The 24,853-nt window shown below is 69.1% G+C and carries 23 protein-coding genes; 16 read left to right on the top strand and 7 right to left on the bottom strand.

Going from position 1 to position 24,853, the window contains the following annotated elements; all coding sequences use genetic code 11:
* The first annotated feature begins 594 nt into the window (after nt 1–594).
* Together AC3CH1_RS07250 and AC3CH1_RS07245 are read left to right on the top strand one after the other, a co-directional pair.
* Entirely contained in the window at nt 595–891 is a 297-nt protein-coding gene (locus AC3CH1_RS07250; protein WP_003965732.1) for a DUF4193 domain-containing protein, read from the top strand.
* 13 nt (nt 892–904) lie between these two features.
* Nucleotides 905–1,867 (top strand): hypothetical protein, encoded by a 963-nt coding sequence (locus AC3CH1_RS07245; protein ID WP_488462105.1) that lies wholly within the window; start codon nt 905–907, stop codon nt 1,865–1,867.
* A gap of 76 nt (nt 1,868–1,943) precedes the next feature.
* Here AC3CH1_RS07245 and AC3CH1_RS07240 read toward each other — a convergent pair whose 3' ends face one another.
* Nucleotides 1,944–2,402, bottom strand: coding sequence for a DUF3093 domain-containing protein (locus tag AC3CH1_RS07240; RefSeq protein WP_488462104.1), 459 nt, complete (start codon nt 2,400–2,402; stop codon nt 1,944–1,946).
* Between the two features lie 58 nt (nt 2,403–2,460).
* Here AC3CH1_RS07240 and AC3CH1_RS07235 point away from each other — a divergent pair, with 58 nt between their 5' ends.
* The 8 genes from AC3CH1_RS07235 to AC3CH1_RS07200 all read left to right on the top strand — a co-directional run bounded on the left by AC3CH1_RS07235 (nt 2,461) and on the right by AC3CH1_RS07200 (nt 10,127).
* The gene (locus AC3CH1_RS07235; RefSeq protein ID WP_488462103.1) at nt 2,461–3,045 is read left to right on the top strand and encodes a PaaI family thioesterase; all 585 of its coding nucleotides are present in this window, start codon (nt 2,461–2,463) and stop codon (nt 3,043–3,045) included.
* Complete coding sequence (gene dut / locus AC3CH1_RS07230) at nt 3,042–3,572, top strand: dUTP diphosphatase (RefSeq protein WP_265598887.1); 531 nt, start codon at nt 3,042–3,044, stop codon at nt 3,570–3,572. Before AC3CH1_RS07235 ends, dut begins: the two co-directional genes overlap by 4 nt.
* 1 nt (nt 3,573) lies before the next feature.
* Complete coding sequence (locus AC3CH1_RS07225) at nt 3,574–4,347, top strand: DUF3710 domain-containing protein (RefSeq protein WP_488462102.1); 774 nt, start codon at nt 3,574–3,576, stop codon at nt 4,345–4,347.
* 217 nt (nt 4,348–4,564) lie between these two features.
* Entirely contained in the window at nt 4,565–5,299 is a 735-nt protein-coding gene (locus AC3CH1_RS07220; RefSeq protein WP_488462101.1) for an ABC transporter ATP-binding protein, read from the top strand.
* A 180-nt stretch (nt 5,300–5,479) separates the two neighbouring features.
* Nucleotides 5,480–8,023 carry a DUF4118 domain-containing protein gene (locus AC3CH1_RS07215; protein WP_488462100.1) on the top strand — a complete coding sequence of 848 codons (2,544 nt, stop codon included), beginning with the start codon at nt 5,480–5,482 and terminating at the stop codon, nt 8,021–8,023.
* Between the two features lie 121 nt (nt 8,024–8,144).
* Nucleotides 8,145–8,840, top strand: a complete 696-nt coding sequence (locus AC3CH1_RS07210) for a response regulator (protein WP_026290367.1) — start codon at nt 8,145–8,147, stop codon at nt 8,838–8,840.
* A gap of 75 nt (nt 8,841–8,915) precedes the next feature.
* Nucleotides 8,916–9,332 carry an OB-fold nucleic acid binding domain-containing protein gene (locus AC3CH1_RS07205; protein WP_398625403.1) on the top strand — a complete coding sequence of 139 codons (417 nt, stop codon included), beginning with the start codon at nt 8,916–8,918 and terminating at the stop codon, nt 9,330–9,332.
* A gap of 3 nt (nt 9,333–9,335) precedes the next feature.
* Nucleotides 9,336–10,127, top strand: a complete 792-nt coding sequence (locus tag AC3CH1_RS07200; protein WP_488462099.1) for a DUF3159 domain-containing protein — start codon at nt 9,336–9,338, stop codon at nt 10,125–10,127.
* Between the two features lie 110 nt (nt 10,128–10,237).
* On the opposite strand, the gene AC3CH1_RS07195 is transcribed toward AC3CH1_RS07200, so the two are convergent.
* Entirely contained in the window at nt 10,238–10,915 is a 678-nt protein-coding gene (locus AC3CH1_RS07195) for a potassium channel family protein (protein ID WP_032793112.1), read from the bottom strand.
* Nucleotides 10,915–11,583 carry a potassium channel family protein gene (locus tag AC3CH1_RS07190; RefSeq protein ID WP_007454533.1) on the bottom strand — a complete coding sequence of 223 codons (669 nt, stop codon included), beginning with the start codon at nt 11,581–11,583 and terminating at the stop codon, nt 10,915–10,917. Before AC3CH1_RS07190 ends, AC3CH1_RS07195 begins: the two co-directional genes overlap by 1 nt.
* A gap of 322 nt (nt 11,584–11,905) precedes the next feature.
* Here AC3CH1_RS07190 and AC3CH1_RS07185 point away from each other — a divergent pair, with 322 nt between their 5' ends.
* Both AC3CH1_RS07185 and AC3CH1_RS07180 read left to right on the top strand, forming a co-directional pair.
* Complete coding sequence (locus tag AC3CH1_RS07185; protein WP_488462098.1) at nt 11,906–13,954, top strand: APC family permease; 2,049 nt, start codon at nt 11,906–11,908, stop codon at nt 13,952–13,954.
* 175 nt (nt 13,955–14,129) lie between these two features.
* Entirely contained in the window at nt 14,130–15,458 is a 1,329-nt protein-coding gene (locus AC3CH1_RS07180; protein WP_488462097.1) for a class I SAM-dependent RNA methyltransferase, read from the top strand.
* A gap of 273 nt (nt 15,459–15,731) precedes the next feature.
* Here AC3CH1_RS07180 and AC3CH1_RS07175 read toward each other — a convergent pair whose 3' ends face one another.
* Nucleotides 15,732–16,907, bottom strand: a complete 1,176-nt coding sequence (locus tag AC3CH1_RS07175) for a hypothetical protein (RefSeq protein WP_488462096.1) — start codon at nt 16,905–16,907, stop codon at nt 15,732–15,734.
* A 719-nt stretch (nt 16,908–17,626) separates the two neighbouring features.
* Between AC3CH1_RS07175 and AC3CH1_RS07170 the strand changes: the two genes are divergently transcribed.
* Nucleotides 17,627–18,244: a hypothetical protein gene (locus tag AC3CH1_RS07170; RefSeq protein ID WP_488462095.1), complete on the top strand. Its 618-nt coding sequence runs from the start codon at nt 17,627–17,629 to the stop codon at nt 18,242–18,244.
* A 19-nt stretch (nt 18,245–18,263) separates the two neighbouring features.
* Here AC3CH1_RS07170 and AC3CH1_RS07165 read toward each other — a convergent pair whose 3' ends face one another.
* Complete coding sequence (locus AC3CH1_RS07165; protein ID WP_488462094.1) at nt 18,264–19,424, bottom strand: hypothetical protein; 1,161 nt, start codon at nt 19,422–19,424, stop codon at nt 18,264–18,266.
* A 3-nt stretch (nt 19,425–19,427) separates the two neighbouring features.
* Complete coding sequence (locus AC3CH1_RS07160) at nt 19,428–20,504, bottom strand: ImmA/IrrE family metallo-endopeptidase (RefSeq protein ID WP_488462093.1); 1,077 nt, start codon at nt 20,502–20,504, stop codon at nt 19,428–19,430.
* Nucleotides 20,505–21,074: 570 nt separating this feature from the next.
* On the opposite strand from AC3CH1_RS07160, the gene AC3CH1_RS07155 reads away from it, so the two are divergent.
* Nucleotides 21,075–22,193 (top strand): hypothetical protein, encoded by a 1,119-nt coding sequence (locus AC3CH1_RS07155; protein ID WP_488462092.1) that lies wholly within the window; start codon nt 21,075–21,077, stop codon nt 22,191–22,193.
* A 115-nt stretch (nt 22,194–22,308) separates the two neighbouring features.
* On the opposite strand, the gene AC3CH1_RS07150 is transcribed toward AC3CH1_RS07155, so the two are convergent.
* Nucleotides 22,309–23,400 carry an IS630 family transposase gene (locus tag AC3CH1_RS07150; RefSeq protein WP_488462091.1) on the bottom strand — a complete coding sequence of 364 codons (1,092 nt, stop codon included), beginning with the start codon at nt 23,398–23,400 and terminating at the stop codon, nt 22,309–22,311.
* A gap of 94 nt (nt 23,401–23,494) precedes the next feature.
* Here AC3CH1_RS07150 and AC3CH1_RS07145 point away from each other — a divergent pair, with 94 nt between their 5' ends.
* Nucleotides 23,495–24,043, top strand: a complete 549-nt coding sequence (locus AC3CH1_RS07145) for an NERD domain-containing protein (protein WP_488462090.1) — start codon at nt 23,495–23,497, stop codon at nt 24,041–24,043.
* On the top strand, nt 24,040–24,675 hold the full coding sequence (locus AC3CH1_RS07140) for a hypothetical protein (protein ID WP_488462089.1): 636 nt from the start codon (nt 24,040–24,042) through the stop codon (nt 24,673–24,675). Before AC3CH1_RS07145 ends, AC3CH1_RS07140 begins: the two co-directional genes overlap by 4 nt.
* Nucleotides 24,676–24,853: the final 178 nt, after the last annotated feature.

Raw genomic sequence — 24,853 nt, 5'->3', positions numbered from 1 at the left:
TTTGCCTGTACTTCGTTCAGTAAAAAAAAGTGGTGTTTAACCTTCTCGCAAAGGCAGAGAGTAGTAGTTTTGATTTCTCGTGAAACGCTTTCGCGTTTTTCGTGCGCCGCTTGAGCCAGCCACGAGGATGTCATCGCGGAGCCCCGCGAGGGCGGTGGTCTCGTGATGCGCGTCACCCTGCCGGTCTGAGAGGCTGCTCGATGTGACTCTGCACCGAATCTTCATGTTCGCTTTGGGCGGAATTTTCGTGACCCGTTCCCGGGCGGGTCGTGTGTGATCCATCACAGAGTCGATTTTCGGGTCATCTACTCTCCGTGATCGCAACTCCGTCGGAAAGCCGGTAATCGTCCAGGTTTTCGGGGATCGTTATCACGGGAAGTACACGGGGTGGCACCCGTGAACTGCGCAGTCGGGACCGTGTACGGTCCCCATCGCCACCCAAGCCGAGCCTCGTCGAGGCGCCCGGTTGGGTGTCGATTGAGTAACAGACCTTGATGTGAGGCAAAATCTCCGCCTCAGGTCGGGCACAAGTCCGGCCTCTCACGCGTTACGTGCGCTGAGACACCCGTAGACACCCAAGAGGGGGAGAGCGACATGGCAACGGATTACGACACCCCACGCAAGACCGACGACGACGTGGACCAGGACAGCCTCGAAGAGCTCAAGGCACGTCGGAGCGACAAGACGGCATCCGCCGTCGACGTCGACGAATTCGACGCGGCCGAGGGACTCGAGCTGCCCGGCGCGGACCTCTCCAACGAGGAGCTGGCCGTCCGGGTGCTGCCCAAGCAGGCCGATGAGTTCACCTGTATGAGCTGCTTCCTGGTGCACCACCGCAGCCAGCTGGCCCGCGAGAAGAACGGTCAGCCCATCTGCCGCGACTGCGACTGAGGTCGGGTCGGCCGTGGCAGGAGAGACACCGTTCCGGAAGCGGCGCCCCTGGCGCCGGCACGGCCCGGAGGCGAACCAGGACGGTACGAGCGGTACAGGCGGCCTAGGCCCGGCAGAAGGCGGTCACGCGTCTGCCGAGCGGTCCGCCGCCCTGCCGGACCACTCCGGCGGTTCCGACGACGAGCGGGGCCGTTCGGCCTCGCTCGAAGTGGCCGGGTCGGCGGCGTCGCCGGACCGGCCCGGAGAGCAGGGTCAGGCGGAGCCCACGACCGGGGGCCGCCTGCACGCGGTGAAACGGGGTGTGAGCAAGGGCCGGGAGGGCGCGAAGGCGCTGGCCGTACAGCTGGCCGACCGCATCATCGACACGGCCCCGCGCGTGCCGGTGCGCGACCTCGCGACCCTGCGGAAGCAGTTCCCCGGGCTGGGGCCCGAGGAGCTGGCCGACAAGCTGGTCACGGGAGCCTGCCGGGCCACCGCGACCGTCGGCGCAGGCATCGGGGCCGCCGCGATGATGCCCGTACCGCCCGCCATGATCGCCGAGCTGGCGGCGGAGGTGACCGGCGTCGCCGCGATCGAGATGAAGCTCGTCGCCGAGCTCCACGAGGTCTACGGCCGCCGACCCCCCGGCAATCTCGGCCAGCGCAGCACCGCGTATCTGACGTCGTGGACGGAGGAGCGCGGGATCGACATCACCCGCCCCACCACGCTCAACGCCGCGCTGGGCGGTCAGATGAAGCGCGAACTGCGCCAGCAGATCATGAAGCGCATGGCGCGCAATCTGCCCAACCTGATCCCGTTCATGATCGGCGCCGCCGTCGGCGCCACGATGAACCGCCGCGACACCCGCAAGCTCGCCGACCGGATCAGGAACGACCTGCGCAAGGACCCGATCCCCTGGGACCGGCTGCCCGAGCTGCCCCCGCTGGAGCAGCCCCCGAACCCGGCCGAGCTGCCCAAGGAGATCGAGGGCCCCTGAGCGATGAAGGGCCCTTGAACCCGCACGGGGCCCCTGAACCCGCACCGGGTCCGGAGCCCCTGCCCGCGACGTCCGCTCAGGCGGTCGGGACGGTGCTCAGCGCCGCCGCCAGGCCCTGCGGATTCCGGGTCGAGAGGTAGACGTACGGAGTCGGGTCGTCCGGGTCCGTGACCTCCACCCGCACCGCCGTCTCCACATAGCCGCGCAGCAGCATGAACGCACGGGCGTCGGCCTTGTGCGTCCGCCAGGCCCGCGCCTCCTCGACGTCCAGCACCTCGGGCCGGCCGAGTGCCGACAGCGGGATGCGGGCGTCGCCCGCGACGAGCGCCCCCGCCACCACCCGGATCCGGGCGGAGCCGTAGCTGCTCACCAGGAGCGCGGCGGCGACCGTGCCGCCGGCCAGCCCGGCGAGCAGCGGCAGGGTGCCCAGCGGCAGAAGCATCAGAGCACAGGCGACACCGACCCCGAAGGCGATGAACCACCAGGAGCGGGGCGCGGTGAGACGTTCGTCGAAGGGCGGTGCGGAAGGCTGCATGGAACCAAGCTTGGCACGGCGCGACCCGCGGACTGCCGCGCGGGTAAGGTCTGCGCCTGTGAGTGGAACATCAGCAGCTCTGACACCCCCGGCAGACGCCGTCGCGCCGGACCGGCACCCCGACGCGCCCGCCCCCGGCGAACTCCTCGGAGCGCACTACGAACACTGTTTCGGCTGCGGCGGAGGACAGCCGCACGGACTGCACCTGATGGCGCGGGCCGGTGAGGGCGTGAGCGTGACCGCCGAGTTCACCGTGCAGCCCGCCCACCAGGGCGCCCCCGGCCTCGCCCACGGAGGCGTGCTCGCCACGGCGCTGGACGAGACCCTCGGCTCGCTGAACTGGCTGCTGCGCACCATCGCGGTGACCGGACGGCTGGAGACCGACTTCGTCCGCCCCGTCCCCGTGGACACCGTGCTGCACCTCGACGCCCGGATCACCGCCGTGCACGGCCGGAAGATCTACTCCACCGCCACCGGCCGGATCGGCGGCCCCGACGGGCCCGTCGCGGTCCGGGCCGACGCCCTCTTCATCGAGGTCAAGGTCGACCACTTCATCGACAACGGCAGGCCCGCCGAGATCCAGGCCGCCATGTCCGACCCCGACCAGGTCAGGCGCGCCCGCGCCTTCGAGGTGAACCCGTGACCCGCAACCCCGTCGACGTACTGATCCGCCTGCTCGACCCGGACGTGCCGATGCCGGCCTACGGACACCCGGGCGACGCCGGGGCCGACCTGGTGACCACCGAGGCCGCGGAACTCGCCCCCGGCGAGCGCGCGGTGCTCCCCACCGGGGTGTCGATCGCCCTGCCCGACGGGTACGCCGCCTTCGTCCACCCGCGCTCCGGCCTCGCGGCCCGCTGCGGAGTGGCCCTCGTGAATGCCCCAGGGACCGTGGATGCCGGGTACCGTGGGGAGATCAAGGTGATCGTGGTCAACCTCGATCCACGCGAGAGCGTGCGATTCGAACGGTTCGACCGGATTGCCCAATTGGTTGTCCAGCAGGTCGAGAAGGTGCGCTTCCACGAGGTGGCGGAGCTTCCCGGCTCGGCGCGGGCCGAAGGGGGCTTCGGGTCCACCGGCGGCCACGCGTCGGTGGACGGCGCCGAGGGCGGGATCACCCACGGTGGGAACAGCTACGCTTCGGTCGTATCCGACCGGGAAGGACAGTGACGTGTTCGGACGTCGCAAGAAGAGTGGTTCCGCCGAGGACGCGGCGGACGAGGTGCGCGAGGCCGAGCAGGTCGCCGACGAGCCCGAGGGCAGTGACGGCGCCGCCAAGGGCGCCCGTCGGATGAACCTCCCGCCGGCCCCCAGGCCGGACGGACCCTGGGACAGCACCGAGGTCACCCAGCCCGGCGAGGGCCGGGTCGACCTGGGCGGCATCTTCGTCCCCGGGGTCGAGGGCATGGAGCTGCGCGTCGAGGTGGCCGGGGACGCGATCGTCGCCGCCACCGTGGTGCTGCGCGACAGCGCGGTCCAGCTGCAGGCCTTCGCCGCCCCCAAGAAAGAGGGCATCTGGGGCGAGGTCCGCGACGAGATCGCCTCGGGCATCACCCAGCAGGGCGGCATCATCGACGAGGTCGAGGGCCCGCTGGGCTGGGAGCTGCGCGCGCAGGTCCCCGTACAGCTTCCGGACGGCACGGGCGGTGTACAGCTCGTGCGCTTCGTCGGCGTCGACGGGCCGCGCTGGTTCCTGCGCGGAGTGATCTCCGGCCAGGGCGCCGTCCAGCCGGAGGCCGCCGGGCTGCTGGAGACGATCTTCCGGGACACCGTGGTCGTCCGCGGCGACGGGCCGATGGCCCCCCGCGACCCGATCGTCCTCAAGCTCCCCAACGACGCCCAGATGGTGCCCGAGGGCGTGCAGCAGGATGAGCAGGAGGGCTCGAAGTTCTCCGGCGGCATGGGCCAGCTCCAGCGCGGACCCGAGATCACCGAGGTCCGCTAGCGGCACGCGGCGGACCTCGCCGTACTTGCCGGCACGGCTCTCCGCAGCGCGGCACTTCGCAGCAAACGGCCGGTGGGCCGCACCCCTTTCGCGGGGTGCGGCCCACCGGCCGTTTCCGCGGGTGCGGTCCACCGGCCATTGCCCGGCCGTGCGCCGGACGCACATACTGACGGGCGACGACGCAGACCACGTGAGCACGTGAGTACGGGGGAGCAGCATGACCGAGAGCACCAGCGGGCAGTCCGGCACGGCCCTGGCCGAGGACCCGGCCCGCACGGTCATGGTCGCGGTCGAGGACCTGCACCGCTCGTACGGGAGCGGAGCGGCGGCCGTGCACGCCCTGCGCGGGGTCTCGTTCGAGATCCCCCGCGGCGAGCTGGTCGCGCTCAAGGGCCGCTCCGGCTCCGGCAAGACCACCCTGCTCAACCTGGTCGGCGGCCTGGACACCCCGGACGGCGGCCGGATCACCGTCGACGGCACCGAGCTGTCGGGGCTCGGCGAGAAGGGGCTCCTGGAGCTGCGCAGGGACCGGATCGGCTTCATCTTCCAGTCCTTCGGCCTCATCCCCATCCTGACCGCCGCCGAGAACGTCGGCGTACCCCTGCGGCTCCGCAAGGCCGACCCGGCCGAGCGCGACGAGCGGGTCGCCCTGCTGCTCTCCCTCGTCGGCCTCGCCGACCACGCCGAACAGCGCCCCGGCGAGCTCTCCGGCGGCCAGCAGCAGCGCGTCGCCATCGCCCGCGCCCTCACCAACCGCCCCGCCCTCCTGATCGCCGACGAGCCCACCGGACAGCTCGACGCCGAGACCGGGCTCGCCGTGATGGAGCTGCTCCGCGCGGTCGTCCGCAGCGAGAACGTCACCGCCCTCGTCGCCACCCACGACCCCCAGCTGCTGGGCCTCGCCGACCGGGTCCTGGAGCTGAGCGACGGCCACGTCGTCGAACACGGCTGACGTTCCCCCAGCGCCCCCGCTGCCACCCCGGCGGGCATCAGAGTTCCGTCAATACGCTCCCCACCTGCACTCCCGGGACCGAACCAGGCCCCACGGCGGAGTAGCGTCGAGGACGGCAGCCGCACCGGGCGCCACCGGCCCTCCACACGACAGGGCCGGACGGAAGAAGACAATGGGGCCATGGGACGCGGCACACTCCGGATCTATCTCGGCGCGGCACCGGGCGTCGGCAAGACGTACGCGATGCTCTCCGAGGCGCATCGCAGGGTCGAGCGCGGGACCGACTGTGTGGTGGCGTTCGTGGAGCACCACGACCGGCCGCGGACCGAGGTCATGCTGCACGGGCTGGAGCTGCTGCCGCGCCAGGAGCTGGAGTACCGGGGCACCGTCTTCACCGAGATGAACGTGGACGCGGTCCTGGAGCGGGCCCCGGCGGTGGCGCTGGTGGACGAGCTGGCCCACACCAACGTGCCCGGCTCGCGCAACGCCAAGCGCTGGCAGGACGTCGAGGAGCTCCTCAAGGCCGGGATCGACGTCATATCCACGGTCAACATCCAGCACCTGGAGTCGCTGGGCGACGTCGTGGAGTCGATCACGGGGGTCCGGCAGCGGGAAACGGTGCCCGACGAGGTGGTGCGCCGGGCCGACCAGATCGAGCTGGTCGACATGTCGCCCCAGGCGCTGCGCCGCCGCATGGCGCACGGCAACATCTACCGGCCCGACAAGATGGACGCGGCCCTCTCGAACTACTTCCGCCCCGGCAACCTCACCGCCCTGCGCGAGCTGGCCCTGCTCTGGGTCGCCGACCGGGTCGACGAGTACCTCCAGCAGTACCGGGGCGAGCACAACATCCGCAGCACCTGGCAGGCCCGCGAGCGCATCGTCGTCGGACTGACCGGCGGGCCCGAGGGCCGCACCCTCATCCGCCGCGCCTCCCGGATGGCGGCCAAGGGCTCCGGCAGCGAGATCCTCGCCGTCTACATCGCCCGCAGCGACGGCCTGACCTCCGCGTCCCCGAAGGAGCTGGCCGTCCAGCGCACCCTGGTCGAGGACCTCGGCGGCACCTTCCACCACGTCATCGGCGACGACATACCGGCCGCCCTGCTGGAGTTCGCCCGCGGCGTCAACTCCACCCAGATCGTGCTGGGCTCCAGCCGCCGCAAGACCTGGCAGTACATCTACGGCCCCGGGGTCGGCGCGACCGTCGCCCGCGAGTCGGGGCCCGACCTCGACGTCCATATCGTGACCCACGAGGAGGTCGCCAAGGGCCGCGGCCTGCCCATGGCCCGCGGTGCCCGGCTCGGCCGTGCCCGGATCATCTGGGGGTGGCTCGTCGGCGTCGTCGGCCCCGTCCTGCTCGCGGTGGTGCTGCGCTCCATGGAGGACGCTCCCGGCCTCGCCAACGACGTCCTGCTCTTCCTCTTCCTGACGGTGGCCGCCGCCCTGCTCGGCGGGCTGCGGCCCGCCCTGGCCTCGGCGGCCGTCGGAAGCCTGCTGCTGAACTACTGGTTCACCCCGCCCACCCACACCCTGACCGTCCAGGACCCGGAGAACCTCGTCGCCATCGTGATCTTCTTCGCGGTGGCGGTGGCGGTCTCCTCCGTGGTCGACCTGGCGGCCCGGCGCACCCACCAGGCCGCCCGGCTGCGCGCCGAGTCGGAGATCCTCTCCTTCCTCGCGGGCAGTGTGCTGCGCGGCGAGACCGCTCTGGACGCCCTGCTGGAACGGGTCCGCGAGACCTTCGCCATGGAGTCCGTCGCCCTGCTGGAGCGCAGCAGCGACGTGGAGCCGTGGACCTGCGCCGGATCCGTCGGGCCGGCCCCGGTCACCCGCCCCGACGACGCCGACGTGGACATGCCGGTCGGCGACAACATGGCCCTCGCGCTCTCCGGCCGGGTGCTGCCCGCCGAGGACCGCCGGGTGCTCGGCGCGTTCGCCGCCCAGGCCGCCGTCGTCCTGGACCGCCAGCGACTGGTCGGGGAGGCCGAGCAGGCCCGCAGGCTCGCCGAGGGCAACCGGATCAGGACCGCTCTGCTCGCCGCCGTCAGCCACGACCTGCGCACCCCGCTGGCCTCCATCAAGGCCGCCGTCAGCTCGCTGCGCTCCGACGACGTGGCCTGGTCCGACGAGGACGAGGCGGAGCTCCTGGAAGGCATCGAGGACGGCGCCGACCGGCTGGACCACCTGGTCGGCAACCTGCTGGACATGTCCCGCCTCCAGACCGGCACCGTGACCCCGCTGATCCGCGAGATCGACCTCGACGAGGTGGTCCCCATGGCGCTCGGCGGCGTCCCGGAGGGCAGCGTCGACCTCGACATCCCCGAGACGCTGCCGATGGTCGCCGTCGACCCGGGGCTCCTGGAGCGGGTCGTCGCCAACATCGTGGAGAACGCCGTCAAGTACAACCCCGGCCAGGAGCCCGTCGCCGTGGCCGCCAGCGCCCTCGGCGGCCGGGTCGAGCTCCGGGTCGTGGACCGCGGCCGGGGCGTCCCCGACGAGGCCAAGGAGCGGATCTTCGAGCCCTTCCAGCGGTACGGGGACGCCCCGCGCGGCGCCGGAGTGGGCCTCGGCCTCGCCGTCTCCCGGGGCTTCGCCGAGGCCATGGGCGGCACCCTCGACGCCGAGGACACTCCCGGCGGCGGGCTGACCATGGTCCTGACCCTCACCGCGGCGCCGGGCGGCGTCCGGACGGAGGCCGAGCTGCCGGCCCGGGCCACCTCATGACAGGTCCCCGCGGGCCGGGGCGCCCCGGGGCGTACGCGGCCCGCCTCCACGCATGTCCCTCCGTCTCCCCGTACAACAGGGTCCTTCCCTCCTCCCCGTGCAGCAGAAAGGCAGGTCCGCGATGACCAGGGTGCTTGTGGTCGACGACGAGCCGCAGATCGTCCGCGCCCTTGTGATCAACCTGAAGGCGCGCCAGTACGAGGTCGACGCCGCGCCCGACGGGGCGACCGCCCTCCAGCTCGCCGCCGCCCGCCACCCCGACGTCGTCCTCCTCGACCTCGGGCTGCCCGACATGGACGGGGTCGAGGTGATCCGGGGCCTGCGCGGCTGGACCCGGGTGCCCATCCTCGTACTCTCCGCGCGCCACACCTCCGACGAGAAGGTGGAGGCCCTGGACGCCGGCGCGGATGACTACGTCACCAAGCCGTTCGGCATGGACGAGCTGCTGGCCCGGTTGCGCGCCTCGGTACGCCGGGCGGAACCGGTCGGTCAGGAGGGCGGCGCCGAGGACATCGCGCTGGTCGAGACGGCGGGCTTCACCGTCGACCTGGCGGCGAAGAAGGTGCACCGGTCCGGGCGCGACGTACGTCTCACCCCCACGGAATGGCATCTGCTGGAGGTCCTCGTCCGCAACGGCGGCCGTCTGGTCAGCCAGAAACAGCTCCTCCAGGAGGTCTGGGGCCCCTCCTACGGCACCGAGACCAACTATCTGCGGGTCTACATGGCCCAGCTGCGCCGCAAGCTGGAGGCGGACCCCTCGCACCCCCGGCACTTCGTCACCGAACCGGGCATGGGCTACCGCTTCGAGCGCGACTGACGGGCGCCGGTTCATCCTTTCGAGTGGTCGCCCACGGCCTCCGTGTACCGCCCGCAGGACCGGTACCCTTCGGGTATGAGTGCTGTTCCCCGATCCGAGAAAGCCGGGAAGGCGGCGCGCCCTTCCGGGCGCTTCCGCCGTATGCTCGACCGGCTCTCCAGCTCCCAGGAGGACCTGGAGTCCCAGGAGCTGCAGGAGGACGCGCAGGCCACCGGGTGCACCCGGATCTCCGAGTGCTCCGATCGGCAGATCGTGAAGGTGGCTGGTACGTTGCGGACCGTCACCCTCCGTCCCCGGGCCGGAGTCCCCGCCCTGGAGGCGGAGCTCTTCGACGGCACCGAGCCGCTGGACGTGGTCTGGCTCGGCCGTCGCTCCATCGTCGGCATCGAGCCCGGCCGCAGGATCATCGCCTCGGGGCGGGTCGCCATGAGCCATGGCCGCCGGGTGCTGTTCAACCCCACATACGAACTCCGACCGCTCGCCAAGGAGTAGCCGGTGACGTCTCTCGACAAGCCGACGTCCGAAACGGACCAGCCCCACCGTACGGCCCCGCAGCCCGCCGGCGGGAGGCACGCCGCCCAGCAGGGCGACGAGGCGAAGGCCGTCACCGAGGCCGCCCTTTTCGAGGCCTTCGGCGGCGTGCGCGGCATGGTGGAGACAGTCCTCCCCGGGCTGCTCTTCGTCACGATCTTCACCATCAACAAGAACCTGAACGCCTCGGCCATCGCGGCCCTGGCGGTGTCCCTGGCCCTCGTCGCCGTCCGGCTGATCCGCCGGGACACCGTCAAGCACGCCTTCAGCGGCGTCTTCGGGGTGGCCTTCGGCGTCGTCTTCGCCAAGATGACGGGTGACGCCAAGGACTTCTACCTGCCGGGCATGCTCTACACCCTGGGCCTCGCGGTCGCCTACATCGGCACCGCGGTGGCCGGGGTGCCGCTGATCGGCCTGATCCTCGGCCCGGTCTTCAAGGAGAACCTCTCCTGGCGGACCCGGAACCCGGGCCGGAAGAAGGCGTACACCAAGGCCAGTTACGCCTGGGGCTTCATCCTGCTGGCCAAGTGCGCGATCCTCTTCCCCCTCTACTGGTGGGGCGACACCACCGAGTTCGGCTGGGTCCTCATCGCGCTGAAGATCCCACCGTTCCTGCTGGCGGTGTATCTGACCTGGGTCTTCCTCGCGAAGGCGCCGGCGCCCATCGACGTATTCGCCGAGATGGAGGCCGAGGAACAGGCCGAGAAGGAGCGCAAGGCGCAGGCCGCCGCGGCGCTCCGCGACCCGGACGCCTGACCCGTACACGTACTCGTACACCTGGCATCACAGGGGAAGGGGCCCGGAACCGCTCAGCGGTCCCGGGCCCCTTCCCTTCGCTCTGCCGGCCAGTCCTCCGGTTCGGGCGGTCAGTCCTCCGAAGGATCGCGGCGGACCGACAACAGGTCCTCCAACTGCTCCTCGCGCGCCTGGGCGGCCACGAACAGCAGCTCGTCACCGGCCTCCAGGGACTCCTCGGGACTCGGCGTCAGCACCCGCGTACCCCGGATGATCGTCACCAGTGAGGTGTCCTCGGGCCAGGCGACGTCCCCGACCCGGGTGCCGGCCAGCGCCGACTCCGGCGGCAGGGTCAGCTCCACCAGGTTGGCGTCGCCGTGGCTGAAGCGCAGCAGCCGGACCAGATCGCCGACGCTCACCGCCTCCTCGACCAGGGCCGACATCAGACGCGGCGTCGAGACGGCGACGTCCACGCCCCAGGACTCGTTGAACAGCCACTCGTTCTTCGGGTTGTTCACCCGGGCCACCACGCGCGGGACGCCGTACTCGGTCTTGGCGAGCAGCGAGACGACCAGGTTGACCTTGTCGTCCCCGGTCGCGGCGATCACCACGTTGCACCGCTGCAGCGCCGCCTCGTCCAGCGACGTGATCTCACAGGCGTCCGCGAGCAGCCACTCGGCCATCGGGACCCGCTCCACCGAGATGGCGGTCGGCGCCTTGTCGATCAGCAGCACCTCGTGCCCGTTCTCCAGCAGCTCGGCGGCGATGGAACGGCCCACCGCGCCCGCCCCGGCAATCGACACACGCATCAGTGACCGTCCTCCTCGGGACCCTGGGCGAAGGCCTCTTCGACCTTGGCGATCTCGTCCGTACGCATCATCACGTGGACCAGGTCGCCCTCCTGGAGGACGGTCTGCGAGCTCGGCAGTATGGCCTCGCCCAACCGGGTGAGGAAGGCGACGCGGACCCCCGTCTCCTCCTGGAGCGTGCTGATCTTGTGGCCGATCCAGGACGGCGTCGTGTGCACCTCGGCGAGCTGCACACCCCCGCTCGGATCGCGCCACAGGGGTTCGGCGCCCGAAGGCAGCAGCCGCCGCAGCATCTGGTCCGCCGTCCAGCGGACCGTCGCCACGGTGGGGATGCCGAGCCGCTGGTAGACCTCGGCGCGGCGGGGGTCGTAGATCCGCGCGGCGACGTTCTCGATGGAGAACATCTCGCGGGCCACCCGGGCCGCGATGATGTTGGAGTTGTCGCCGCTGCTGACCGCGGCGAACGCCCCGGCGTCCTCGATCCCCGCCTCGCGGAGGGTGTCCTGGTCGAAGCCGACCCCGGTGACCCGGCGACCGCCGAATCCGGACCCGAGGCGACGGAACGCCGTGGGGTCCTGGTCGATCACCGCGACGGTGTGCCCCTGCTGTTCCAGGGTCTGTGCGAGAGCGGCTCCGACGCGCCCGCAGCCCATGATGACGATGTGCACTGTGCGCCTACCCCGCCGTCCTGGTCATCCGGCTGACCTGCGAAACCACGCTGCTCACACTTCTCTCTCAGCTTGCTGGGCAAACAACGGGGCTCGCACCCGCGGTGCGGCCCGACGTCGAGCTTATGCGCCGGGGCGGTCGATCCCTCATCCGCGTGTCCGCATCCTCGCGCACTCCGGCAAAGGGAAAGCAAAATAGACCGAACGGGCGCAAGGATTGCGTTAAAGAATGACGGGGCGTTCTCCGCCGACCGCAGGAGATTGCGGGGCCACGTCGAAAGGGCGTGCGTTTCGGCCACGGGCTCCGCTTACGATCCTCAGCGTGTCCAAACTGACCGACCTGCCCAAACGGATCCTGATCGGCCGGGCGTTGCGCAGCGACAAGCTCGGGGAGACCCTCCTCCCCAAGCGCATCGCACTCCCCGTCTTCGCGTCCGACCCGTTGTCCTCGGTGGCCTACGCACCGGGAGAAGTCCTCCTCGTGCTGTCCATCGCGGGAGTGTCGGCGTACCACTTCAGCCCCTGGATCGCCGTCGCGGTCGTCGTCCTCATGTTCACGGTCGTCGCCTCCTACCGGCAGAACGTCCGCGCCTACCCGAGCGGCGGCGGCGACTACGAGGTCGCGACCACCAACCTCGGCCCCAAGTCCGGACTGACCGTCGCCAGCGCCCTGCTCGTCGACTACGTCCTCACCGTCGCCGTCTCGATCTCCTCCGGCGTCGAGAACCTCGGCTCCGCGATCCCGTTCGTCATCGAGCACAAGACGCTCTGCGCCATCGGCGCCATCGTCCTGCTCACCCTGATGAACCTGCGCGGCGTCAAGGAGTCCGGGAAGCTCTTCGCCATTCCCACCTACCTCTTCGTGGCCGGCGTCTTCCTCATGATCATGTGGGGCGCGTTCCGGGGCGTGGTCCTCGGCGACGCGATGCACGCCCCCACCGCCGACCTGGAGATCAAGCCCGAACACGAGGGGCTGGCCGGCTTCGCGCTCGTCTTCCTCCTCCTGCGCGCCTTCTCCTCCGGCTGCGCCGCCCTCACCGGGGTCGAGGCGATCAGCAACGGCGTCCCCGCCTTCCGGAAGCCGAAGAGCAAGAACGCCGCGACCACGCTCGCGATGATGGGGCTGCTCGCCGTCACCATGTTCTGCGGCATCATCGGCCTGGCCCTGGCCACCGACGTCAAGATGGCCGAGAACCCGGCGGCCGACCTGATCCGCGACGGCGTCCCGGTCGGCGCGGGCTTCACCCAGGACCCGGTCATCGCCCAGGTCGCCGAGGCCGTCTTCGGCCACGGTTCCTTCCTCTTCATGGTCCTCGCGGCCGCCACCGCCCTGGTTCTCTTCCTCGCCGCCAACACCGCGTACAACGGCTTCCCGCTGCTCGGCTCGATCCTCGCCCAGGACCGCTACCTGCCGCGCCAGCTGCACACGCGCGGCGACCGTCTCGCCTTCTCCAACGGCATCGTGCTCCTGGCCGGCGCGGCGATCCTGCTCGTCTGGATCTACGGGGCCGACTCCACGAAGCTGATCCAGCTCTACATCGTCGGGGTGTTCGTCTCCTTCACCCTCAGCCAGACCGGCATGGTGCGGCACTGGAACCGCCTGCTGACCGACGAACGGGACCAGGCCAAACGCCGCCACATGGTCCGCTCCCGCGCCATCAACGCCTTCGGCGCCTTCTTCTGCGGCATGGTCCTGGTGATCGTCCTCGCCACCAAGTTCACCCACGGCGCCTGGGTGGCCCTGCTCGGCATGGTCATCTTCTACGGCACGATGACCGCGATCCGGAAGCACTACGACCGGGTCGCCGCCGAGATCGCCGCCGACGAGACGCCCGCGGACGAGAGCGTGCGCCCCTCCCGCGTCCACGCCATCGTCCTCGTGTCCAAGCTCCACCGCCCCACGCTGCGCGCGCTCGCCTACGCCCAACTGATCCGCGCCGACCACCTGGAGGCGCTCTCCATCAGCGTCGACCCGGACGAGACGAAGGCACTGCGCGAGGACTGGGAACGGCGCGCCATCAACGTCCCCCTCAAGATCCTCGACTCGCCCTACCGCGAGGTGACCCGCCCGGTCATCGAGTACGTGAAGGGTCTGCGCCGCCAGAGTCCACGGGACGTGGTCAGCGTCTACATCCCCGAGTACGTGGTCGGCCACTGGTACGAGCACCTGCTGCACAACCAGAGCGCCCTGCGCCTGAAGGGCCGCCTGCTCTTCACCCCGGGCGTCATGGTGACCTCCGTCCCGTACCAGCTCCAGTCCTCCGAGGCCGCGAAGAGGCGGGCCCGCAAGCGCGCCGACTGGAACGCCCCGGGCTCGGTCCGCCGGGGCCCGGTGGAGCGGAGGCACAAGGAGCCGAACCGCAAGAAGTGAGAGCGCGAGGGGAGAGCCCGGGCGGTGGCGTGCGGACGTCAGGCCCCCGTCCGGCAGGCGCGAGGCGGCGGGGGCGTGCGTGGTCACTGCCCTCGCCGCGCCCGCGTAGACTGGTGGGCTGTCGTCCGGCCGCAGGCCCGACCGTTTGCCCCCTTTCTCCCTGGAGCCTCCCCTCATGCAGAACGAACCCACGTCGTCGCTGGTCGGGGAGGAGTACGAGGTCGAGGTCGGGCCTGTCGCACACGGCGGTCACTGCATCGCCCGCACCGCCGAGAACCAGGTGCTCTTCGTACGCCACACGCTCCCCGGCGAGAAGATCATCGCCAAGGTCACCGACGGCGACACGGACTCCCGCTTCCTGCGGGCCGACGCGGTTCGGATCATCGAGCCGTCCAAGGACCGCGTCGAGGCGCCCTGCCCGTACGCCGGCCCCGGCATGTGCGGCGGCTGCGACTGGCAGCACGCCAAGCCGGGCGCGCAGCGCCGCCTCAAGGGCGAGGTCATCGCCGAGCAGCTCCTACGGCTGGCGGGCCTCACCCCCGAGGAGGCCGGCTGGGACGGCACGGTCATGCCGGCCGAGGGCGACAAGCTCCCCGCGGGCGAGGTGCCGGCCTGGCGCACCCGTGTCCAGTACGCCGTCGACGCCGACGGCCGCGCCGGCCTGCGCAAGCACCGCTCGCACGACGTCCAGCCGATCGACCGCTGCCTGATCGCCGCGCCGGGCGTCTCCGAGCTCGGCGTCGAGAAGCGCGAGTGGCCCCAGCTCGCCGGGGTGGAGGCCATCACCGCCACCGGCTCGAACGACCGCCAGGTCATCCTGACCCCGAAGCCCGGCGGCCGGCTCCCCCTGGTCGAACTCGACCAGCCGGTCTCCGTGCTCCGCGTCGAGGAGAAGGACGGCGGCGTCCACCGCGTCCACGGCCGCGCCTTCGTCCGCGAGCGCGCCGACGACCGCACCTACCGCGTCGGCTCCGGCGGCTTCTGGCAGGTCCACCCGCAGGCGGCCAACACCCTGGTCCGCGCGGTCATGCAGGGACTACTGCCCCGCAAGAACGACACCGCCCTCGACCTCTACTGCGGCGTCGGCCTGTTCGCCGGCGCCATCGGCCAGCGCCTCGGCGAGAAGGGCGCGGTCCTCGGCATCGAGTCCGGCAAGCGCGCGGTCGAGGACGCCCGCCACAACCTGAAGGACCTGGACCGGGTCCGCATCGAACACGGCAAGGTCGACCAGGTCCTGCCCCGCACCGGCATCACGGAGTGCGACCTGATCGTCCTGGACCCGCCGCGCGCGGGCGCGGGCAAGCAGGTCGTCAAGCACCTGTCGGGGCTGGGCGCACGCAAGATCGCCTACGTGGCCTGCGACCCGGCGGCGCTGGCACGGGACCTGGCGTACTTCCGGGACGGGGGGTACAAGGTGCGGACGCTGCGGGCGTTCGATCTGTTCCCGATGACGCATCATGTCGAGTGTGTCGCGATCCTTGAGCCCGTCGGAAAGGGCCGCTGACCTGCAGGTTAGGGCAGTGTGCGTTATGTGCACTGTGGGCGTTGTGGGCGATATCTTGACGCAGATTTGACGCTCGTGACGCACGTTTGACGCACGCCGTCGGCGATCTCTGACGAGCCGTCAGGCGCGGAAGGGGGCCTACCGCAGCAGATTGTGATCTTGCTGCGGGAGGCACCCTTTCCGATAGTCGGCGACCGAGTCGGTCGGCGTCAGACCTGCGATCCACCTTCTCCTCTTCGATTACGCTCTGTGATAATTCGAGGGGGCTCGCGACTAGTAGCCGGGACCGTAGGGGTTCCATCCGTGCAGGAACGGCTGCAGGTCGCTGGCGCGAGGTTCGGGAATGTCGGGCAGGCGGAGCGTCCCGTTGAGCGGGTTCAGGCGCTCCACGTGGTCGGTGGCCCAGGCGATCCAGGCCTCAGCTCCGTCCCTCTCCGGACCGGTCGCCAAGGTCTGTGCGTGGAGGCGGAGGGCATCGACGTACTTGGCCAGGCCCGCTGCACGGCGCCATGCTTGTTCCTGCGCTTCGAGGTGCTGGACTCGCGCTGCCTCGGCGAAGTCGATCTTTGCCCGTTGCATCGCGGCTTCCCATTGCCGCCGTTTCTCCCGTGCCGCCTCCAGGTCGGCCAGTCGTTTGCGTTCGGCGGCCTCGCCTCGAAGTCCTACTTCCTGCACGATTTCGGCGAGCTGATCCTCAAGGGGGCGTGCAGCCGTATCGGCCCACTCCCCGGCCCTGTGTGGCAGCCCGCTGCTGACACAGATTCTCAGGCGGTCGGCGGGGGAGTGGTCGTACCGAGGAATCCTGACCCAGGAGTGCTTCTCGGCGTCCGCGAGTTCCTTCTTCGTGGGGACGTGTTCGGTGCGGTCTTGTTCCTGTAAGACGAGGAAATCGCATCGCTGGCCCTGGGCCGTGATGGTGAAGTGGGGAGAGCCGCCGCGCCGGCGATGAGGGGCGGGTGCACTCTCGGCCGTACCGAACGCGCTGACATACCCCAGCTTCTGCGTTGCGGTGAGCAGTGCGTGGATGAGGCGGAAGGCTCTGCCCTGCACGGCTTTGGTCAGTGCCATGGGCTGGGAGTGCGCCTGCAGAGCTCTGACCACGGGGTGTGGAGTGGGGAGCCGTGCCGGTACGGCAACGGGTGACAGTACGGCCAAGCGCCAGGCTGGGGTGTCGACCAGCCGGATTTCGTATCCGTCGCGGCACCAGCCGGCGTGCAGTTCCTTGGTTGCAGGGATCTTTCCCGACCGCCGTGCTGCGGCAACACGGATCGGCCATTTCTCGGTCTCCCGACCGCTGGCTTCGCGTTTGACGACGCGGCCGCCAGCTTCTGCGAGCTCTTCCAGGAGCTGCTCCGTGACGGTCTTGGCCTTCTTCCGCGGAAGGAAGCTCGTTCGCTGAACCGGTACGGGCGCAGCCGCCTGGCCGCTGGACTTTTTGCTCTTGGCCACGTCGGGTGGCTGGATTCCGGTCTGCGGCGCGGGAGCGGTGTCTTTGCCGCGAGGCTGTTCCGAGGGATGGGATCCGTGGTCCAGGTATTGCTGGCCGGCCTTGGTGAGGGCGACGGACCACCGCCCCTGGCTCCTGGAGACTTTGACCAGTCCGCGGCTGTGCAGGGCTTGGCATCTGAGTTTGTGCCCGGTTCCTTCCCACCCGCCGTCAGGGCAGCCTCGGGCGACCCATTGCAGCACCTGTTGCTGCCGTTCGTTGAGCTCTCGTGGCACCTGAACTCCCCACCGTGCGAATGCCCGCACAGGCATGCTCGCAGCCGCACTCCGCCTGGCGGGGGTAGAAGGGGAAGGGGGTTGGCAGGCTGGATGAAGATTCGGTCAGATATAGGCATGGCCGCCTGTGGTGGCTAGGCTCGCAGTCGTTCGTCGTGGGCCGCCGTGGACGCTTGTTGGCCGGACTATGACGGGTGCTGGCCAACTCGCGATCATCTGAGGAGGTGGCCGCCGGGCGTACGACTGCCCGTACTAGCCTGGGCCGTCAGTGCTGAGGCGTTCCCGTGTCTTGGTCAGGGGAAGGCGGGTTAGGGGTGTCGGTCCCGCTCGGCTGCGGTCAGCAGGGGATTGGCGAGTGGATCGTGTGAACGTGAGCCGCTCGTGCTTCCGGTGTGCAGACGCTCCGCAGACGAGGGTGTCAGTTTGAAACGAGAGCGGGTTGGTTCATGTCGGTCGTGGCGCGAGGGCAGATGGATGTCGTCGCAGGTGCGCTGGCTCCCTGCGACCTCGTGCCCCGCGAGGCGAAGCTCGCGCTTGTCGAAGCCTTCGGGACGGAAGCTGTTGTGGCCTATCGGTATGACGCGCTCGAGCGGGAGCGGCGGGCAGCTGATCGGATGCCGCCGCTGACGCGGCCTGACGTGCTGGATCTCCTCATGTCGCTGCCCCTGGGCGATCCGGTTCCTGTCAGCTCCTTGAGCGAGAGGGAGCGGCGGGTGCTGAAGTCCCTGCCGAAGGGCGCGGCGGTCCGCAGGGACGGGTCGATCACTCGTCGAGCGGCGCAGCTTGTCCATATCGACATGGCGTTCGTGCCCGGCCGAAGCTGGGAGTCGGCTATGGAGAAGGCCGAGCGCTTCACTCCGTTCTGTTCCCGCGCGGTTGTGGTGGACGGCGCATTGCGGCGCAAGGATGATGCTGTGCTGCGCGCGGACTTTTTCGGCATCGGCCTGCTCACGCTTCAGGGGGACTCGGTGGAAGTGGTGGTGCCGCCGCGGCCCTTCGTACGCAGACGCCATACCGTCGCCGGCTGGAAGTTCCTGGAAGACGTCCACCGCCAGCTCCCCTGAGCATCCAGCCCGCGACTCGCTACGGGGTGACGGGGAGTGTCGCCCATGCTTTGAGCGGCGCGGGCGCTTGGAATCCGGACCTGGGGCTGGCGCCCAAGCCGATGCGTTGGTTCTCCAACGCGTAGCGGTCGATCGCGGCCGCACATTTGTCGCGCCACCACGACTTGCGCGGAGTGCCTGGCTGGTAGCCGGCCATTTCGGTGGCCCAGTCGCTCCATGTGAGGACGGTGTGATTGTCGGCCTCGCGCCGGGTATCGCCATCCGGCAGGAAGAAGCGATCGAGACCACGCCCACCGCACTCCTCGCAGGAGCAGGTCGCGGGATCCACGTTGCTGTACAGCCTGGCGAGGGACGCGGCGCCCTTGAAGCACATGAGCTCCGGCATCAGCACGTTCGGATATATGGGGCCCCCAGGCTTGCCGACTTGCGCCTTCTCGCCGGGCGGGATCGCGTGACGAAGGGAGCTTTGAACACCGACGCCGGCACAGAAGGCGCCATGCGCGATGGCATCGAGTGCTGCCAGGTCAGTCCGGAGGAGCGACATGTGCGCGACCTCATTCATCAGGCGACGTAGATTGGCCGGGATGCCCTTTGCCTGCTCTAGCGGGTCGAACTGGCCGCACAGGATGATGGACTTCGGGTGCCGGATCTTCGTGCAGACCGCGATGAGTTGACCGATGTTCTCGCGGTTCAGCCACATGACGTCGATCGGGAGCGTCACGATGGTATCGGCGCGTTCGATCTTGTTGGCCTCGCGTATTACTGCCTTGAGCGTCTTCGAGTCCGAGGGCGGAATGTAGCCGGTCGGGGTCAGTGCCGCGCTCGCTCCGCGTGCCTTCTGGAAGGCCAGCGAGGTGTCCACTGAGGCGAAGAGCTCGTCGGTGGGCACCATGAACGGCTCGTCTACGGTCGCGACGTAGCTTGTGTAGGGGGCGCTGTCGATCAGGAGGGTGCCTTCGTAACTCGCCGTGCTGCGAAGGTGGAAGGCGCGCTCGTCGGCCTTGGCGCCGGTCATCACCACGCCGCTGAAATCGTCATCCAGCGCGTGGCGCGGCCGCGGAAGGTTGAGGGCGTTTTCATGGAGCAGTACCCGTCCCTGCAGAAGAGGCAGGGCAGCAACGGTGTGGTCCAGAGTCTTCAAGGCGGGCGGTCGCCGCCGCGGGGAGGGGGTGTTGCTCATGAATCACCTCGCAGAAGAGTCCGGCACATCCTTGTGTCCGGACGGAGAAGAAGCGCACACGTAGATCTCGTGGAACTCCTCGCGACCCAGCCCCGCCAGGTGGGCTGTCTCGGTCGGGCTGAGGTGGAGCTGCTCCTCAAGCCGTGTGACGGCTTGAGCGAGATGGCGCGGGGTTTCGCGCCGGATCGTGGTCGGCTCGTTGGTGCGATATCCCAGGGCGGACAACTCAACCATGAGCGTGCGGTATTGCCATTCGCTGACAACGCCCAGGTCCATGGCTCGTCTGATGAGAGCTGCCATCGATACCCCCCACCGCGCCTTGAGGTCTAGCAGGCGCGATACGTCGATGCCTGGCTTCAGCTCGGGCAGGATGGCGTCGTGGGGCATGAGGAATGCGGCGGCGAATCGGTTGGCCTGATCTTCCTGTACGCGTGCCTCGCCGGGCTCGTCGTGCATCACCAGGTGACCCAGCTCGTGCGCGAGACTGAAGCGGGAACGGTCAGCGGGAGCATTGGAGTTGAGGAGCACCAGCGGTGCCTTGCCTGCAGGCCACTGGCTCACCGCATCGAGCGCGGTAGTGCAGAGGTCGCGGACCACGACCAGTGCGCCGGCGCCTTCGAGCAGGGCGACCATGTCATCGACGGGGCCCGCGGGGACACTCCATTCCTCGCGCACCGTCTCCGCCGCGTCCGTAGAGGTGTCGAAGTCGTTGACTTCAATGCGCCGGAACTGGATACGCCGATGGAAGTCTGCCGCCTGGGTCAGAGACTCCACCTGGAGGCGGGTAAGTGCCAACGTCGCGTGGATCCGACGCAGGGCAGGTGCCCCCATGGAGGCGCGCTTGCGGTGATGGATCAGCCCAACGCTTGCCCCGGCAGTTTCGGAAGTGCGGCACAGTAGGTCGGCGGTGTAGCGGAGCGCGTCGGCGAACAGTTGCACGCGTCCATCTCTGACGGGGATGCGGCCCGCTTCAGCTCGGCTGACGTACCCCTGAGTGATACGGGTTCCTTCAAGTCGTGACAACTCGTCGGCAAGGTCGGACTGTGTCCAGCCGCGCGAGTCGCGGGCCAGTGTGAGCATGGAGGGATCTGCCACTGAGCTGCCACGGTCGTGCACGATCCACCTCCAGCCCTGGCGATTTCAACTCCCCAGAGAGTACACGAATTTATGCCACAAAATATTCTGCAGATGATCCGTGGGTTGCTGCAGTTTCAGGTGTACCAGGCCCCACTGACAGGCCGCATCTGATCCGACGTGGTTGCGCATGCCGCCGAACAGCAGGCGTAAGAAGGGAGGAAGCCCCGGGCCGCCAAGGAGCTTGGCTCGGTCGGGTCGGTGAAGCTGCCACGGGAATACGTCGGCGCCTGGAGCGTGAACAGCCACTGACCAGTCCGGTTTCTCTCGGCGTGCTCATGTCGGCGCAGCGGGCATCGGCCGAGCGGCGGCCTGACATCCTGCCACTCGCAGGACAGCCGGCCGAGGCTCCCTGGGGCACGGATCTACAGCAGGCCGATTTGTAACTCGCCGTGCAAGTCGAGGAAGAGGCGGTCCTCGACGTGCTGCTGCCCGGCCTTCGTGACGGCGATGCGGACCTGTGGCCATGACCGATCCATGCGCGGCTGTCAGCGCAGTCTGATAAGCCTGCTTGCAGTGGTGATCGATGTTCAGGGGATGGGGATGGAAGTGGCCGAACAACCAGTGTTTCTGCTGGGCGAGGGACTGAACGCTTTGGAGCCAGCCGCCTTCGAGACCGAGGCCGAATTCCAGGCGTTGTTGGCGCGCCACCCCCGGATCCTGGACTTCGGTTCGCTCGCTGACGGTCGGCCTTTTCGGCTCGTGCTGGTAGCGCGAGAGATGAGGGTCCCCACCAGCAATGAGAACAGCTCCACGTACTGGCTGGACCACTTGTTCGTGGACGCGGACGGGGTGCCGACCCTGGTGGAGGTCAAGCGGGCGTCCGACACACGCATACGGCGGGAAGTCGTGGGCCAGATGCTCGACTACGCAGCCAACGCGGTGCGTTACTGGCCTGCTGCGCTGCTCCAGAGAACCTTCGAGGAAACCTGCGCGATGGACGGGCGGCACCTTGAGGACGCCTACGCCTACCAGGAGCTGTTGGGTGGCCAGTCCCCCGAGGAGTTCTGGGCGACGGTCGAGGAGCGGCTCGCCGCCGGGCGGATGCGGCTGCTCTTCGTGGCCGACCGGATACCCCTGGAACTGAGGGCCATCGTCGAGTTCCTGAACCGGCAGTTGCGGCAGACCGATGTCTACGCGGTCGAGCTGACCCAGTACAGGGGCAGCGGTGATCACCGTGTGCTGGTCCCGAGAGTCCACGGCGAGGTAGCCACAGCGAACAAGACGCAGTCGAGGTCCGGGCAGGCGGGCCGGAAGTGGACGCGGGCCGACATGGACGCGGCGCTGGAGAGCCGTAGCCCGGAGCAAAGGCAGATTGCCCTCGCGCTGCTTGATCACGCGGAGGCGGCAGGGCGCCCTGTGGGGAACGGAGCGGCGTACCCCAGTTTCTCCGTCTACTTTCCGGCCTCGGGCAGGGAGGTTCCCGTCTGGACGCTGTCACTGCGCGAGGATCCGGCCAAGGACGATCTCGCCTTCAGTTTCGGGTCCATCACCCACCATCTGGGAAGCGACGCGACGTCTGCCTTCGCGGATGCCCTGCCGGCCGTGGACGGACTTCAGCAGAAGCTCACGGCGCAACGGACGAAGGGCTTCAAGGGCTGGCCGTCGGTTTCGCTGGCGGCGCTGTCCGGCTAGTCGGAGGCTGTGGGCCAGGTGCTGGCGGCCATCGAGCAGCTGATGAAGCGTGACAGCGCCTGATCGCAGGGATCTGTGCATGACCATGCACACCGTGTGGTCTCGGGAAGGCGCGCTAGTGACCTGAGTCAGAGATTCGGTGGCAGTAGGCGGCGACTTTGTCGAGGATTTCGTCGGCTGGCTTGGTCCAGATGAAGGGCCTGGATTGGTCGTTCCAGGCGGCCAGCCAGGCCCGGACGTCGCGTTCGAGGGCCTGGACGGAGCGGTGTACTCCGCGCTTGAGCTTCTTCTGTGTGAGTTCGGCGAACCACCGCTCGACCAGGTTCAGCCACGACGCGCTGGTAGGTGTGAAGTGCAGGTGGAAGCGCGGGTGTGCCAGCAGCCACTTCTTGATCTCGGGCGTCTTGTGCGTCGCGTAGTTGTCGAGGATCAGGTGGACCTGAAGGCCGGCCGGGACTTCCCTGTCGAGCTTGGCCAGGAACTTCTTGAACTCGACGGCCCGGTGGCGGCGGTGGAGCGATCCGATCACCTTGCCCGTCGCGACTTCCAGGGCGGCGAAGAGAGTGGTGGTGCCGGCGCGGATGTAGTCGTGACTTCGGCGCTCGGGAACCCCGGGCATCATCGGCAGGACCGGCTGGGACCGGTCCAGGGCCTGGATCTGCGACTTCTCGTCCACGCAGAGAACCAGAGCCCTCTCCGGCGGGTCGAGATAGAGGCCGACGACATCGCGGACCTTGTCGATGAAGAACGGATCGGTGGAGAGCTTGAAGGTCTGCGAGCGGTGCGGGGCCAGAGCGAACGCCCGCCAGATCCTGGATACCGTCGACTGCGACATGCCCGTCGCGGCGGCCATCGAGCGCGTCGACCAGTGCGTCGCGTTCTTCGGTGTCTCCTCGAGCGTTCTGACGATCACTCGTTCCACATCCGCGTCGGTAATCTTCCGCGGGACACCCGGCCTGGGCTCGTCGCACAAGCCGTCCAAGCCGTTCTCCAGGAAGCGCCGCCGCCAGGTGCGGACGGTGTCCGGCGCAACCCGCAGCCGACGGGACACCTCCATGATCGAGTGGCCTTCCGCGCACTCCATCACGATGCGTGACCGCTGAGCCAGCGCCTGCGCGGTCGTCCGCCGACGCACCCAGCCCTCCAACACCCCCCGTTGAGCATCGGTCAGTGACAACGGCGGAATCTTCGGCCCCGGACGACTCATAACCAACTAACGCCAAACCTCTGACTCAGGTCACTAGGCTCTACCAGGTGGGTTGCCCGTCTGGTTGGGCGCGGGGTGCGATGGAGGCCGGAAAGTGACAGCAGCGGGAGGAAAGCCGGTACCCAAGCCCGGCCCGCCGAAGCCCGTCCAGCAGTGGTTCCAGGACCGTCCCTCCCCCTACGCCTGGGAGCAGGAGGCGCTGGACCACGTACGGAGACTGCTGCCTGCGGCCGAGCCCTACCGGGCTTGGGCCACCTTCTCGTTCACCGCACACTCGGGCAGGATCAACGAGTGCGATCTCCTCGTCGCGGTCCCCGCCGGCCTGTTCCTGGTCGAGATCAAGAGCCACCCCGGAGAGCTGCACAACACCGGATCCACCTGGAACTTCCGCGGCACCGACCGCACGCGGACCATCAACAACCCGCTGCACTTCAACGACCTCAAGTCGAAGGAGCTCCGTAGCCAATTGCGTTGGGCGGCCCGCAAGCTCGGGATGGATGAGCGGGTCGTTCCGCGGATCGAGCCCGCTGTCTTCCTGTCGGCACCCGACCTCGTCAGCCACCTGGACGAGGTCCAGCGCATCCGCGTGTACGGGAGGGACGAAGGCGGCAGTGGCCTGGACCGCTGCTCACCGAGCGGGTGAACGGTCCGCGCCGCCTGCTGCTCGCCGGGCGGAGTTGGCTCGTCACCTACGTCGACTGGCGGCGGAAGCGCTGCTTCGTGGAGCCTGTGGACGGGGGTGGAAAGGCGAAGTGGAGCAGCGCCGGCTTCGGCCCCGGGGCATCGTTCGAAGTGTCGCGGGCGGTACGCGAAGTGCTACTGGGGGCAGATCTGCCGGTCAGACTCACACAGCGGGCGGTCCGGTCCCTGAATGAAGCGCGTGGGCATTTCCTGGAACGCGTTCATCCAGGAGGCACACTCATCATCCGGGACACCGACGGCCTCACACGCTGGTGGACATGGGCAGGGCACCGGGCCAACGCCACACTGGCGGCCACCCTCGATGAGGTGGCGGTGCCGGGCCAGCGCGTCAACGACTGGATCCGGCTGCGTGAGGACGTGACGGCCGCCTCCTGGAAGAGCCGCACCGCAGGTGCGGCGGGCCGGCTCTGTCTTCCAGCGGTCGATGAGCGGGCCGTACGAGGTCTGAAGTTCGCAGAGGCATTGCCGCCGAGGCTGGCGGAGGCAACACTTTCCGCGCGCCTCGCCGGCTCGGGGCCTGCGGTAGCGGTGCTGGCCCAACCCGTGCGATTCGTTTCGATCGCTGGGCCATGAGGATGCATGGGACGGGCCGTCAATTTCCATGTTGACGGCCCTCAAGGGAGACCGGTGACGCGTATCGCGTGATCCGGCCACGAGCGTCACGGTTCCGGCCGACAGCCGGGGCGGCGTATTTCGGCAGGCCGGGGCCTGTTTAAGATCACCCCAACCGAATTGCGGCCCGACGGGCTTC

The sequence above is a fragment of the Streptomyces sp. MGP-P1 genome (assembly GCF_057766565.1).
The sequence above is the reverse complement of the archived record's forward strand: the minus strand, read 5'-3'. Positions and strand labels throughout refer to the sequence as shown.